The following is a 13,808-nucleotide window of genomic DNA, read 5'->3' as shown; positions in this document are numbered from 1 at the left end:
AAACCAATTGATATGGTAATAATCACACCCTAACGATGTTTTTAGCTAAACACTTGTAAATCTTTCCAATTTTGAAAAAATAAATTCCGCAAATGTACTGGAACTTTTTCCTATTAATAAGTGACCAATACTCAAAATAAGAATCAAATGGCCCCCAGAGAGTCCAAAAATGCATAAAAATAACTTCGAAATCCTTCAAAACTACTTAGAGTCTCAAATCATTGGTCAGCAAGAGCTCGTTAAGCAACTGATGATCGCCTTACTGGCAGATGGTCATATCCTTGTTGAAGGGCCTCCAGGGTTGGCAAAAACCCGTGCAGTAAAGTCACTGGCTGACTGTGTCGAGGGAGATTTTCACCGTATTCAATTTACCCCTGACCTATTGCCTGCCGACCTAACTGGTACCGATATTTTCCGTCCCGAAACGGGAGAGTTCACCTTCCAATCAGGTCCGATTTTCAACTCACTGATTCTAGCGGATGAGATCAACCGTGCTCCGGCGAAAGTACAAGCGGCGATGTTAGAAGCGATGGCTGAGAAACAGGTAACCGCAGGTCGAAAAACCTATGCCCTACCTGATCTGTTTTTGGTGATGGCAACGCAAAACCCGATAGAGCAAGAAGGTACTTACCCGCTACCGGAAGCTCAATTAGACCGTTTCTTGCTGCATTTAGAAGTGGCTTATCCAGACATGGAAAGTGAACTTGAGATCTTGCGCCTAAACAGAGGCGAAGCTCAAGGCAACCAACCTATTCAACCAGAGCCTATTTCTCAACAAGCTATCTTCGAAGCTCGCCAAGAAGTGCTCAACATTCACATGGCAGATACTATCGAGCAGTACATTATTCGACTGGTTATGGCGACTCGCCAACCTAAGCAATACAGCGACCAACTGGATCAATGGTTAGACATGGGTGTTAGCCCGCGTGCGACGATTGCTTTGGACCGATGCGCCCGAGCGCACGCTTGGCTTGCTGGTCGCGACTACGTCACTCCACAAGACGTTCAAGCGATGGCATTCCCTGTATTGCGCCACCGCCTGCTTCGTAGCTACCACGCACAAGCCGAAGGGGTCACTGCAAACCAAGTGATCGCACACCTTATCTCGTTGGTTGGTAGCGCATAGGGATACGCGCATGAATAATCAATTACCTAACCATAGTGACGGTGTCACGTTGAATCTAGACGAACTGCTGCAATACAAAGCACAATCTGTTCGCTGGTTGCCTCCAGCCAAGAGCCTGTGGTCGCAACTTAACGGTCAACACGAGAGCAACCGCAAAGGCCGCGGCATGAATTTCTCTGAGGTTCGTCAATATCAGGCGGGTGACGATATCCGCAGCATTGATTGGCGCGTCACGGCGAGAACAGGCAAGGCGCACACCAAACTGTTCTCTGAAGAAAGAGAACAGCCTGTGATTTTGTTTTTGGATCTATCAAGCAGCATGATTTTCGGCTCAACCTTGTTACTTAAATCGGTTCAACTCGCGCACTTTGCCAGCCAACTGTGTTGGCTAACCGTCGCTCAAAAAGACCGTATTGGTGCAGTGATAGATACTGGCCAAGAGATCATTGAGATTAAGCCAAGTGCTAGCAACCATGCTCCGCTGCGTATTTTACAAAAAGTCATAGAAATCAATAACGCAGCGCTGACCAACCAAGAAAATCACAACGACACAACCTTAGAGCATGGGCTGAAGTCTCTACAGCAACTTTGCCCGAAAGGCAGCGATATTATTATCCTTAGTGACTTCGTTCGTTACCGAGAAAGTGACTACTCACTTATCAATCAAATACGTCGACATAATCGAGTTCGCTTAGTGCATTTTTACGATCCACTAGAGCAAGGTGTTACTGCATTCAAAGGTTCAAAACAGATCACCGACGGCAATAAAACCCAATGGTTTAACTTTTCATCCAGTAAGGAAAAGGAAAAGCTAAGTCTCGCATTTGATCAGAAGCAACAACAGCTTATGAAAATGAGCCTTTCTCTCGCTATCCCATACAGTTCATTGTCTTGTGCGCAATCGTTAATGAGCCAAGTATCAGGAGTTCAGTCATGAATCAACCTCTCGGCTTGAGCCCTATTATTACGCCAAGCGCACCGTCATGGTGGCCTTTGGCATGGGGTTGGTGGGTATTGATTATCACGGCTATTGCTCTGATCGCCTTAGTGTTTTTCATTATAAAACGCAGACAAAAGATCCAACGCGCTAAGAACGAGGCACTTGCTTGCTTTCGTAATAGTCAGCCTTCAAATGCTTTGTCTCCGAGCGCAGCTCAAGACATCGTTCGTCAAGCAGCGCTGAGCTATTTCCCACGCGAAAAAATCGCAGGCTTGTCTGGTGATGATTGGTTGGCGTTCTTAGATGCGCAATTGGCAAAGCCGTTGTTTGTAGCAAAACAATCCCATTGGCAGCAAGCGCTCTATCAAGATGCAGCCCTAATGAACGACGAACAGAAAAAGGCTCAACAGCAATTGGTTAATGACTGCGAAACCTGGCTTCGTAAAGCCCTTCCTCCAAAGCGAGGTCGTTATGAGTGATTTTCTAAGCTTTGGTTTTCTAAGCTCTATGTTTCTAAGCAAGAGCATACTAAATGTTGAGTTCGTTTGGTGGTGGATGCTGTTTCTAGCGCCCTTGCCGATCCTTGTTTACTTGTTTTCACCAAAATCAGAATCAAGCAGCGCTCTAAGGCTTCCGTTTTTGCCAGAGGACAGCAATACCAAAACGCCGAGCAGCCGCTTACCCAAAGCTTTGTCGGTCATCATCTGGCTTCTGCTGGTTACGGCGAGCGCACGCCCTGTATGGTATGGCGAACCGGTGGAGTTTCAGCCGAAGCATCGTGATTTGATGTTGGTTGTCGACCTCTCCGGCTCGATGAGCCAAGAGGACATGCAATTCAATGGTGAATACATCGACCGCTTATCTGCGGTAAAACATGTATTGAGTGACTTTATTGAGCGACGCAAAGGTGACCGAGTCGGATTGGTGCTATTTGCTGATCACGCCTACTTGCAGACGCCACTTACGTTAGATAGAGACACGCTTTCACAACAACTCAATCAGGCTGTGCTAAAGCTGATTGGTACTCAAACTGCGATCGGTGATGGAATTGGCCTCGCTACCAAAACCTTTGTCGATAGCGATGCGCCTCAGCGCGTGATGATTCTACTCAGTGATGGCAGCAATACCGCGGGCGTATTAGATCCACTAGAAGCCGCGGATATTGCTAAGAAGTACAACGCCACGATTTACACCGTGGGTGTCGGTGCGGGTGAAATGATGGTCAAAGAGTTCTTCATGACTCGTAAGGTCAATACCGCTCAAGACCTTGATGAACGCACACTAATGGAAATCGCCAAACGCACTGGTGGTCAGTACTTCCGAGCGCGAGACAGCAAAGAGCTGGCAACGATTTACGACACCATCAATCAATTAGAGCCCGTGACGAACGCCACTAAGATATGGCGACCACAACAAGAGTGGTTTGTCTGGCCACTGTCTGCGGCAATGTTCTTCGCATTTATGCTGTTAGCCATTAGGAGAAACAATGTCTAACTTTACTTTTATCTACCCATATTGGCTCTTGGCTCTTGCCGTGCTGCCCGCTATTTGGTGGCTTAGCAAGAGACAATCCAAGCAAGGGTTATTGGCGTCACACATCGCCCGTTATTTGGCTCCTGAATCGAGCAAGCCATCGAAAAACCGTAGTACTTACTTTGGTATTTGGTGGATAGTCGGTGTCATCGCATTGGCCGGCCCAAGCTTTGAAAAAAACGAACAACCAAGCTTTGAAAAAACACAGGCGCGAGTTGTGATCATGGATATGTCGATGTCTATGTATGCCACTGATATTAAACCGAATCGTTTGACACAGGCACGATACAAGGCTTTGGATCTACTATCACTCTGGAAAGAAGGCCTAACAGGAATGGTGGCATACGCCGGAGATGCTTACACCATCAGTCCGCTAACGTCTGACATCAACACCATCAAGAACCTCGTTCCTAACCTTTCTCCGGATATCATGCCCTTCCAAGGCGGTGATGCTGCGTCAGCAGTCAAACTCGCCATTGAAATGATGACTCGTGCTCATATCTATCAAGGCGATCTGGTACTGATTGCTGATGATATTGACGCTCAAGAGAAGAAAGATATCGAATCGCTACTCTCTGGCAGTAATTGGACGTTATCAGTCTTGGCTGTAGGTACGGAAAGCGGCGCGCCGATCTCGTTACCTACAGGTTCGATGTTACAAACCGATTCAGGACAAACCGTGGTTGCGAAAACCAACTTAGACAATATGCGCGACCTGACTCGTAACTCTGGCGGCACGTTTACTGAGGTGCAATTTGATAACTCAGACGTTGAACACATCGCAAGTTATCTCGACCGAGTTGCGACAACATCAGAAGTCACCAAGACCAATAACTCACTCAACACCAGAGTGAACAACGGTTTCTGGTTATTGCCGTTTCTGTTACTTCCTGCTCTTGGGCTATTCCGAAAAGGGGTCATTTGGTGTGGCCTAGCTGTGCTTGTCTCGTTTAGCCAGCCGAATACTGCGTTTGCGAGCCCTTGGAAAACCGATGACCAAGTGGGTTATCAGTTGTATCAAGATGAGGACTTTCAACAAGCCGCAGAACAGTTCGAACAGCAAGAATGGAAAGGCATTGCGCAATACAAAGCTGGTGATTTCGAAGCGGCCGTACAGACGCTACAAGGTCTTTCTGGCGAAGATGCTCGCTATAACCTCGCCAATGCACAAGCAAAGCAAGGCAAGTACGACCAAGCGATTGAAGAGTATCAACGTATTCTAGAAAACAACCCTGAACATGCTTATGCGAAGAAGAACCTAGAGATTGTCGAACAAGCTCAGAAGCAACAGCAACAGCAACAGCAACAGCAACAGCAACAGCAACAGCAACAGGACGATTCTGAATCCAAAGACCAAAACGAACAAGGTCAGCAAGGTCAGCAAGGTCAGCAAGGTCAGCAAGGTCAGCAAGGTCAGCAAGGTCAGCAAGGTCAGCAAGGTCAGCAAGGTCAGCAAGGTCAGCAAGGTCAGCAAAATGATTCTTCGCAAAGCTCGCAGGATCAACAACAAAGCTCAGCTGACAATGGGAAGTCGCAAGATCAAAGCGGCAGCAAAGAGCAAAGCAATAAACAAGATCAAAGTGAAAACCAAGATCAGAATACTGACCAAAGCCAAGCTGATAGTCGCTCTGATTCCAAGACGGATGAAGAAAACGACAAGCAAGCTGTACAACAAAACAAAGCGGATCAAGCAGATAAACAACCACAGGACAAGGGTGACTCAGTATCTCAGGCAGCCCAAGCACAAGAGGCTGCTAAGGAAGACACTGATAACAACGCTCAACAAGCCGCAACGCAAGTATCAGGTCAACCTACGTCGAGCGATCCTGATATGCGAAAACTTGAGCAAGTAGAAAGCGCCCGTGATCCGAGCCAACTACTTAAAGCGCAAATGATTCTACAAGCACGACAAAAAAGTGCTCCTAACAACCAAAACAAAAAGTGGTAACCATGCGATTTTTAAACAAGCCATTTTTATCAATACTACTGACGCTGCTAATCGGTGTTTTCTCGTCACATTCTGTATTCGCAGCAACCGCTGTTGCGAGTGTTTCGCAAAACAGTGTTACCAAAGATGAAGTCTTCTTACTTAGAGTGGCGACCGATGAAAAAGTATCGTCCGGTGCTTTAGATCTATCCCCCCTTCAGAAAGACTTCTACGTCAGCACCCCAAGATTTGGGTCGTCGATGCGAATCGTCAATGGCAGCCGTTCGGTGTCTAGCGAATGGAATATTACCCTTGCCCCACTTCGATTAGGCCGATTTGAGATACCTAGCTTTGATATTGACGGCGCAAAAACCCAACCGATCACCATCAACGTTTCGGTTAATAAAGCCGCTCCAAAGCAGAGTGATATGGCCGAGTTTCAACTTAACCTGAGTAAAGACTCACTGTACCCTCAAGAGGTCGCGGAGCTTGATGTAAAACTCATCATTAAGGCTGATCCGAGAAGACTTCAAGATCCTAAAATTGCGCCACCAAGTTCAGCGAAATTAGACGTAGAACCTATTGGAGAGTCTAAGCAATTTCAAGATGTTATCAACGGACAAGAAGTCACCGTTGTTCAGCAATCTTTCCATATATCGTCACAACAAGCAGGACAATTTCAGCTTCAAGGGCCAAAGTTAACCGGTGCTGTTGTTTACTCAACCAACAACTCAAGCACAACGCGCCTTTTCCAACTCGACACGCCCGTTGAAACCTTAGATGTCACAGTGAATCCTGTACCAAAAGGCTATCAAGGTGAGTGGTTACCAACATCGAACTTCAAGTTGATTCAGAAATGGTCAGATAGCCAAGGCAACGAGCTGACAGGTAGTAATACTTTAGGTGGCGACAAGCAGAATATTGAGATGGAAGCCGGTGATTCGTTAACTCGTACCATCACAATGACAGCCAGTAACTTGACCCAACACCAGTTACCAAAACTGAACATCACCTACCCTAAATCGGTGCGCGTGTATGAAGAGAAACCGCAATTTGGCACTACCCAATCCGGTAATGCTATCGTTGTTTATAAGCAGGTTCTCATCCCTAAGGAATCTGGAAGCATCTCCCTGCCTGGTGTTTCTCAAACTTGGTTTAACACCGATTCGCAATCACAAAAAACCAGTAAGGCTCTTGGTCTTGAGTTGTCGGTTCAGGCAAGTGATCGCGTAACCTCAAGCACGCCACCTCCTGTTATTGAAACACCAACTCAACAAACCAGCCCGACAATTGTTACCGTTGAAAAACCAGGAATGTGGCCTTATCTAACGGCGCTGTTTGCAGCATTATGGTTAATCAGCTCGGCGTTTGCTTTCTACTTCTGGTCACGCCGCGGTACAGCAGTAAAACCAAAGCAAAAAGATGAACGTCAATCCGATACGGCAGAAGCGCTGATTGCCGCTCTGAAGATGAAAGATGGTGTGAAGACGAGAACTTTGTTCGAACAGTGGAAAACAGAAAATTCAGACTTGAGTGATGAGACGTTAGAAACAATCGAAGCTGAGCTCACCAAGCTAAATCAGAGCCTCTATGCTGAACCTGGCTCACCAAGTCAGTCATGGGATCCAGCTCTAGCAATCAAAGCGGTTAAGAAACCAAAACGCATCTCGAACAAAACACACAAGAGCACATTAGAAAGGCTTTAATTAACCAGCGTTCTAAGTAAGCAGAAAGCTAGTTAAACAGAAAATCTAAGTCAACAAAAAAAGAACGAAGCCGTGATGACCACATTGTGATCATCACGGCTTCAATCGTTTTGAGATCAGAAAAAATAAACGCCAAACTAAATCAGTGGCGTCGCGACCTTTCTTCGCTTTAAAGCAGATACAATTCGATTTCGCCCTGAGTCTTTGGCTTGATACAAGGCTTTGTCGGCCTTGCCATACAGCAGATCAAAATCGAATTGATGCTGGTCTGAGGTTATCGACGCGTACCCGACAGATGCGGTTAAGTATTGGCTAGTGCTACTTTCACAATGAAGGATCTTCGCCTCTTCAATGCATTTTCTGATCGACTCTGCACGCTGTTTAGTTTCAGAGTGATGAGTGCTGTAGTGGTCAAGTAAAACTGGCCACAGTTTTATAAGGGAACCAAAACTGTCGTTCCGACTCATTTGGTGTTAATCCACCATTGTATTGATGTGGACGATGCTGGTTGTAATAACCAACCAAATAATCCGTTATTGCTTTCTGTGCCTCTGTAAAACTTCTATAGCCATTCTTTGGTACCCATTCCGTTTTTAAACTTCTGAACACTCGCTCCATAGGACTATTATCCCAACAGTTCCCTCGACGACTCATACTTTGAGTGATTCGATATCTCCATAGCAACTGACGATATTTTTTACTCGTATAGTGGCAACCTTGATCCGAGTGGAACATTACACCAGACGGCCTTCCGCGGCTCTCATTGGCCATGGTCAGCGCCTTGCCAGTCAATACACTATCTGGTGAGTTAGACATTGCCCAACCGATGACTTTTCGTGCGAACAAGTCAATAACAACGGCTAGATAAGACCATCTCTCCCCCGTCCAGATATAAGTCACATCGCCACACCAGACTTGATTCGGCTCAGTCACCGCGAACTGACGATTTAACCGGTTAGGTATATGAACATGTTCCTGCTGTGTTTTTTTGTACGTATGTTTTGCTAGCTGGCAACTGACTAAGTCTAGTTCTTTCATGAACTTACTTGCTCGGTAACGGCTAAGTCGAATACCTCTTGCTGTGACTATGTCAGCAATGGTTCTCGCTCCAGCGGAACCATTGCTCAGCTCATAAGATCGGCGAACTTCGGCACGAACAAGCACATGCTCTGACGACAGAGATTTATCTCTATTTGCCCAATAACGATAACTACTGCGATGAACCCCGAACACTTCGCAAAGCCGTTTCACAGCATAACTCTTCTTGAGTTTCTCGATCATCGAGAACCGTTCAGGGAGTCTGACATCAAGAGAGCCGTAGCCTTTTTTAGAATTTCCTTTTCTTCTTCAATGCGTTTGATTTTCTTTTTAAGGTCACGAATTTCTCTTTGCTCTGGAGTGAGTGGTGATGAATTTGGTGTCTTACCAGCTCTTTCAGCTTTGAGTTGCCTTACCCAGCTTTCTAACGTAGTTTTTCCAATCCCCATTGCTTCGCAGGTTTCTTTATAGGAACGTCCCTGGTCAAGCACTAGCTGAGCGCATTCAAGCTTAAATTCTGGGTTAAAAGTGCGTCTTTCACGCTTAGTCATAATGTCACCTGTTTTAGTATCGAGATGATCATACATCACCTCTTAATCAGGTGGCCAAATTAACTATGCCACTACATGCCGATCATCAACAACATAAACTCTTCACCACCAATACGGCAGAAGGTTTCTTTATCGCCATGAACATGAGCATTAAGTATCTTGCCTATAGTGCGCAGAGCAGCGTCACCTTCCGTATGCCCGTAAACCGTGTTGTACAAACCAAAGTGATCAAGGTCAACAAGAATGAGCCCAAACGTGACTTCGTGCTCTGTGGCAAATGCCCCTTGATCATCACAATTGAGATCATCTAAAACCTGCGACAACATACGACGATTTCCAAGGCGTGTCAGAGGGTCAAGCTTAGAGATGATATCCAACTGCTCATTAGCTCGTTCAAGCTCTTGAGTGCGCTTGCTGACCTCTTGCTCAAGCGTTTCATTAAGCTTTTTGAGCTCCTCTTGCGCCATGGTTCTCTGTAGCACCTCAGCTAAACTCGAAGCGAAGATACGTATCACTTCACGCAGTTGTGAGGTTAAAGGGCTGCGAGTTAGCAAATTATCCGCGGCAATAAACGCAATCGGCTCACCCGTATTGGTGGTGAGCATTGTCATTGCCGTCCAACCGACACCCACAATATTGAAATCGTGATAGATAGGCACCGATTCTTCAAAGGCAACTTGATTAGGGCAAGCGCGAGCGGCAGCTACAATGTCACGCTCCACCAGCTCTGAGCGATAATAAGATTCATCGACAATGTCGCCTTTTATGTCAGTGCCCCACGTGCCTTGCATGTAACTGCAATTTTTATCTGTTAAAAAAACCGCTAATCGGTCTATCCCTAAGTGCTGGATAGCAAAGCTAACCGCAGATTTACAGACTTCGCTTACGCTATCGCAACGAGACAGTTCCACCATACTTGAGTGCAACATCCGTATATTCTGTTCTTGGCGCTTACGGATGTAGATCTGAGAAAGCAGAGAACCAAAGGATTCAAGCATCTGCTTTTGATAATTAGTGATGGGTGAACGGTGAATGTAATTGTCCATTGCGATCCAACCGACGGGTTTATCCCCTTCACGTAAGATCAACATGCCATTCCAACCCTGCCCTACGACCTTGCCTTCGGTGTATAGCGGCGCTTTCTCAATAATAACTAGGTTGATGTGATTGTCAGACAACGCCTCAATGTATTCGGCTTCAAGTTGATGTAAATCGTACTGAGTATGATGCTCGCTGTTAGTTTTTCCCCGCTCATCGGTGCCGTAAGTGCCACTAAAGCAGCGCTTTTTCATATCGAGTAACATGAAGATCGCACGGTCAAAGCCTAGACGGTCGCGCACTGCCTCAACAGAAGCCTTATACAAAGCATCCAAAGAGTCAGGATTAGAAAGCTCTAACGCGACCTGATGGACTAGTTTCATGTTCTCAACAAATAGCTCTCGCAGCTTAATTTCATCAAGGTACTGCGCTTCACGTGTGTCTCTGTGTTTGATCTCAAGTGCCGCGTTCTTTTCCGCACGAATACACTGCCAGCGAGCTGCGGCTAGTTGAAGGACATCAAGATCTTGGTCGAACGTTTGGTTGATCTGCTGAGCATTGCTATTTTGAACAATTAAATAAGTTCTGCAGGCAGGCGCGTTGTCTAGCATCATGATGAACGACTCACCACCCAGCACCTCCATGTGTTCCCACTTACAAGTATTGATAGACATTGGAAGCACACCATCTGCGGTATCAAACTGGGAAACCCAAGGCCAAAAGGTTGAAGGATACTTGTCGAGGGAGGTTAGCTCACCGCAAGAAAACAAGGGTAACGAATCGCCTTCTGGTGTTGGCTCGGCAAATACTCCGATCCCTTTTGGGGCAAGTACCTCAACAAGGTAACCAAAAAGAGACTCTGCCAACAGACGGTGGTCGCGAGTAGCAGATATTTGTTTTGCAAAGGCTTTAACAGGCACAGCTTCCGTCCATTGGCTAATGAGATTGAAGCAAAAATACCGAAGCCTTGATATGCAATCAATGTAACTAAAAATGAGATGTTAAGCGGGTCGCAATTTCACTTTTTACATTATCACAAGCATGAGAAGGACGACAAAAATGGGATTTCCTGCCCAAAATTTCATCGACATTAAGACTTTTTTACCGACATAAAAAAGCCCCACATTAGAGTGGGGCAAAACTTCCATCGCTTATAGTTATAGTGATAATTCTGTCGATCTATTCGATTATCTAACCTGCGTTTCAGTTAGCGTGCTGTCCTTTAAAAAACTAAAACAGCACTGAGTTAATCGAATTAACCAAAGTCACCGTTTACGTAACCTTTAGTACGATCATCTTTTGGTTCGCTGAAGATAACACTCGTTTCGTTGTGCTCTACTAGCTCTCCCATTAGGAAGAAAGCCGTGCGGTCTGAAATACGACGCGCTTGCTGCATTGAGTGCGTTACGATAACGATAGTGAAGTCTTTCTTCAGGTCTTCCATCAATTCTTCAATCTTGTGTGTCGCGATTGGATCAAGTGCCGATGTAGGCTCATCCATCAGGATTACATCCGGTTCCATAGCAATCGTACGAGCGATACATAGACGTTGTTGCTGACCACCAGACAAACCAAATGCGTGTGCTTTAAGACGGTCTTTCACTTCATCCCAAAGTGCCGCACTGCGTAGTGAACTTTCTACTACTTCATCAATGTGTTTCTTATCTTTGATCCCTTGAGCACGTAAACCGTAAGCGACGTTCTCGTAGATGCTCATTGGGAATGGGTTTGGCTTTTGGAATACCATGCCTACACGAATACGTAGGTCAGCCACATCAATATTGCCGTAGATATTTGTGCCATCCATATCCAGCTTACCTTTGATAGTAACGCCTTCAATTAGGTCATTCATGCGATTCAAGCAACGCAGTAGCGTTGACTTACCACAACCTGATGGACCAATCAGTGCCGTTACCTGACGCGTTGGAATTGGCAGGTTGATAGATTTAAGCGCTTGGTTGTCGCCGTAAAACAGATCTAGGTTCTCAATATCAAATTTGTTCATATTCGTAATCTCTAAATTCTTAAATTCGTGTCTAACTTGATGCTTTCTTTATCACGGGGCTCTCTTTATTGTTGAGCCAGCTAATGAGCTTAGTAAGTTGCCGTGTTGAAGCGTCTCGCAATCAGTTTTGTAACCATGTTGATCAAGAGAACCAATACGATTAGGACTGTCGCCGTGCCGTAGGCTTGGTTCCACTCATCGATAGTAAATAGCTCTGTTGTCAGCTTATATAGGTGAACCGTTAGTGTACGGCCAGAATCGAATACCGACTCAGGAACACGTGCCACCATACCTGCTGTTAAAAATACAGGTGCTGATTCGCCAATTACACGACCAATACTAAGAATGACCGAAGTTAAGATACCTGGCATTGCGCTTGGTAAGATCAAACGCCAGATAGTGTAGATTTTTGAAGCGCCAAGGCCGTATGAACCTTCACGATAAGTTTGTGGTACTGACATCAATGCTTCTTCTGTAGTACGAATGATTACAGGAAGAATCAGGATACTTAGTGTTAGTGCACCCGACAGAATCGAGAAGCCAAGACCAAGAATCGAAACAAAGAAGGTCATACCGAACAGACCAAAGATAATCGACGGAATACCTGCTAAAGATTCTGTACAGAAACGAATCACTTTAACCAGTTTACTGCCCACTTTTGCGTATTCGGTTAGGTATATTGCCGTCATAATGCCGAGTGGCGCCGCCACTGCAATCGATGCGATTACCATGTAGATCGTGGCAATGATCATTGGGAAAATACCACGTTCTTCACCGGTTCGAGTGTAGTCGTCGGTGATGAAGTTCCAGTCTACGTATTGCAGGCCATTCGATAGGATGTACCAAATGATCCAGAATAAGAAACCAACGGTGACTGCTGCTGCCGCCCAGATAAAGCCTTTCAAGACATTATCTTTCATTTGACGTGCTTGTTTTAGTTTTACGCGATCCATATTACTTATCCTCGCCTACTTCGTTTTTTCACGATTAAGATAAAGCAGAGCACCATTCAACATCATGATGAATACCAGAAGCACAACGCCGGTTGCGTACAGTGCACTCGCGTGAATACCACTTGCGTAAGACATTTCAATAGCAATGTTTGCGGTTAGCGTACGAGCCGAATCCAAAATACCTTCTGGCATTGCTGGCGCATTACCCATCACCATGATGATTGCCATCGTTTCGCCAAGTGCACGACCGATACCCAGAATCACACCCGTCATAATGCCTGAACGTGCAGCAGGAACGAGTAACTTAAAAATCGTGTAGATTTTCGAAGCACCCAGTGCAAGTGAACCTTCTTTGTACGTACGAGGTACAGCGCGGATCGAAGTTTCAGAAACCGTAATAACGGTAGGAAGAATCATGATACCCAGAACAATGATACCCGCGAAGATAGTGTTACCCGCTGGTACTTGGAAGATGTTCTGAATCATAGGAACGATGATTACTAGACCAAAGAAGCCGTAAACTACCGACGGGATACCCGCTAGAAGCTCAACTGCTGGTCGAATAATATCGGCAAGACGCTTAGGAGCAATCTCAGCAATAAAAATAGCGGTTAATACACCGACGGGTACACCAACAACTACGGCGCCAAGCGTCGAGACAACCGATGCAACAATCATGGTTGCAACACCGAATAGAGCTGGCGGTAACCAATCCACACCCAGAACGATGCCAGAAACACCAGCCTCTTGGAATGCAGGGATACTCTCTGCAACGATAAAGTAAGCGATAACGGCTAGTGATACGATGCCGATTACAGCACTCGATAAGAACAAGCCGTGGAAGATTCTTTCTCTCCAGTCGATGCGCTTCTTAGCACGTAGACTTGGCTTGTTGATTTGAGTCGCTTCAGTATTCATAAGCTTTTCACTATTTGCGATGGTCATATATAAAATCTCAAACTTTGTGGCTCAACAAGAGCTCGAAATAGAC

The 13,808-nt window shown here is 45.7% G+C and carries 10 protein-coding genes and 2 pseudogenes; 6 read left to right on the top strand and 6 right to left on the bottom strand.

Annotated features, from left to right (window positions below; all coding sequences use genetic code 11):
- Positions 1-169 precede the first annotated feature (169 nt).
- From M4S28_RS20040 to M4S28_RS20015, 6 genes are read left to right on the top strand one after another with little or no spacing between them, the layout of a single operon-like run.
- Positions 170-1,126, top strand: a complete 957-nt coding sequence (locus M4S28_RS20040; protein ID WP_249633626.1) for an AAA family ATPase — start codon at positions 170-172, stop codon at positions 1,124-1,126.
- Between the two features lie 10 nt (positions 1,127-1,136).
- On the top strand, positions 1,137-2,063 hold the full coding sequence (locus M4S28_RS20035) for a DUF58 domain-containing protein (protein WP_249633625.1): 927 nt from the start codon (positions 1,137-1,139) through the stop codon (positions 2,061-2,063).
- Positions 2,060-2,545 carry a DUF4381 domain-containing protein gene (locus M4S28_RS20030; RefSeq protein ID WP_249633624.1) on the top strand — a complete coding sequence of 162 codons (486 nt, stop codon included), beginning with the start codon at positions 2,060-2,062 and terminating at the stop codon, positions 2,543-2,545. Before M4S28_RS20035 ends, M4S28_RS20030 begins: the two co-directional genes overlap by 4 nt.
- Positions 2,538-3,560: a vWA domain-containing protein gene (locus M4S28_RS20025; RefSeq protein ID WP_249633623.1), complete on the top strand. Its 1,023-nt coding sequence runs from the start codon at positions 2,538-2,540 to the stop codon at positions 3,558-3,560. The genes M4S28_RS20030 and M4S28_RS20025 overlap by 8 nt, the downstream gene beginning before the upstream one ends.
- Positions 3,553-5,547, top strand: coding sequence for a vWA domain-containing protein (locus M4S28_RS20020; RefSeq protein ID WP_249633622.1), 1,995 nt, complete (start codon positions 3,553-3,555; stop codon positions 5,545-5,547). Before M4S28_RS20025 ends, M4S28_RS20020 begins: the two co-directional genes overlap by 8 nt.
- 2 nt (positions 5,548-5,549) lie before the next feature.
- A complete protein-coding gene (locus tag M4S28_RS20015) occupies positions 5,550-7,232 on the top strand; it encodes a BatD family protein (RefSeq protein WP_249633621.1) in 1,683 nt (560 codons plus the stop codon).
- Between the two features lie 137 nt (positions 7,233-7,369).
- Here the strand turns inward: M4S28_RS20015 and M4S28_RS20010 are convergent.
- From M4S28_RS20010 to pstC, 6 genes and pseudogenes are all read right to left on the bottom strand, one after another.
- Positions 7,370-7,633, bottom strand: a pseudogene (locus M4S28_RS20010) (diguanylate cyclase domain-containing protein); the annotation flags it as partial.
- A 10-nt stretch (positions 7,634-7,643) separates the two neighbouring features.
- A protein-coding gene (locus tag M4S28_RS20005) for an IS3 family transposase (RefSeq protein WP_249631935.1) occupies positions 7,644-8,821 on the bottom strand; the annotation gives its coding sequence in 2 pieces (ribosomal slippage) (positions 7,644-8,563 and positions 8,563-8,821; 1,179 coding nt in all).
- 77 nt (positions 8,822-8,898) lie between these two features.
- Positions 8,899-10,779 (bottom strand): annotated as a pseudogene (locus M4S28_RS20000) (sensor domain-containing diguanylate cyclase); the annotation flags it as partial.
- A gap of 335 nt (positions 10,780-11,114) precedes the next feature.
- Positions 11,115-11,864, bottom strand: coding sequence for a phosphate ABC transporter ATP-binding protein PstB (gene pstB, locus M4S28_RS19995; RefSeq protein WP_004732036.1), 750 nt, complete (start codon positions 11,862-11,864; stop codon positions 11,115-11,117).
- 89 nt (positions 11,865-11,953) lie between these two features.
- Complete coding sequence (gene pstA, locus M4S28_RS19990) at positions 11,954-12,817, bottom strand: phosphate ABC transporter permease PstA (RefSeq protein ID WP_004732038.1); 864 nt, start codon at positions 12,815-12,817, stop codon at positions 11,954-11,956.
- A 15-nt stretch (positions 12,818-12,832) separates the two neighbouring features.
- Complete coding sequence (gene pstC, locus M4S28_RS19985; RefSeq protein ID WP_146457831.1) at positions 12,833-13,762, bottom strand: phosphate ABC transporter permease subunit PstC; 930 nt, start codon at positions 13,760-13,762, stop codon at positions 12,833-12,835.
- Positions 13,763-13,808: the final 46 nt, after the last annotated feature.

The organism is Vibrio sp. J383 (assembly GCF_023503985.1).
Classification (GTDB): domain Bacteria; phylum Pseudomonadota; class Gammaproteobacteria; order Enterobacterales; family Vibrionaceae; genus Vibrio; species Vibrio splendidus.
Note: the sequence above shows the minus strand (reverse complement) of the source record. Positions and strands in the feature narration are given on the sequence as shown.

What these genes read in the sequence shown, in the direction of transcription:
- M4S28_RS20040 (WP_249633626.1), top strand. Translation starts at nt 170, where the DNA reads ATGCATAAAAATAACTTCGAAATCCTTCAAAACTACTTAGAGTCTCAA.
- M4S28_RS20035 (WP_249633625.1), top strand. Translation starts at nt 1,137, where the DNA reads ATGAATAATCAATTACCTAACCATAGTGACGGTGTCACGTTGAATCTA.
- M4S28_RS20030 (WP_249633624.1), top strand. Translation starts at nt 2,060, where the DNA reads ATGAATCAACCTCTCGGCTTGAGCCCTATTATTACGCCAAGCGCACCG.
- M4S28_RS20025 (WP_249633623.1), top strand. Translation starts at nt 2,538, where the DNA reads ATGAGTGATTTTCTAAGCTTTGGTTTTCTAAGCTCTATGTTTCTAAGC.
- M4S28_RS20020 (WP_249633622.1), top strand. Translation starts at nt 3,553, where the DNA reads ATGTCTAACTTTACTTTTATCTACCCATATTGGCTCTTGGCTCTTGCC.
- M4S28_RS20015 (WP_249633621.1), top strand. Translation starts at nt 5,550, where the DNA reads ATGCGATTTTTAAACAAGCCATTTTTATCAATACTACTGACGCTGCTA.
- pstB (WP_004732036.1), bottom strand. Translation starts at nt 11,864, where the DNA reads ATGAACAAATTTGATATTGAGAACCTAGATCTGTTTTACGGCGACAAC.
- pstA (WP_004732038.1), bottom strand. Translation starts at nt 12,817, where the DNA reads ATGGATCGCGTAAAACTAAAACAAGCACGTCAAATGAAAGATAATGTC.
- pstC (WP_146457831.1), bottom strand. Translation starts at nt 13,762, where the DNA reads ATGACCATCGCAAATAGTGAAAAGCTTATGAATACTGAAGCGACTCAA.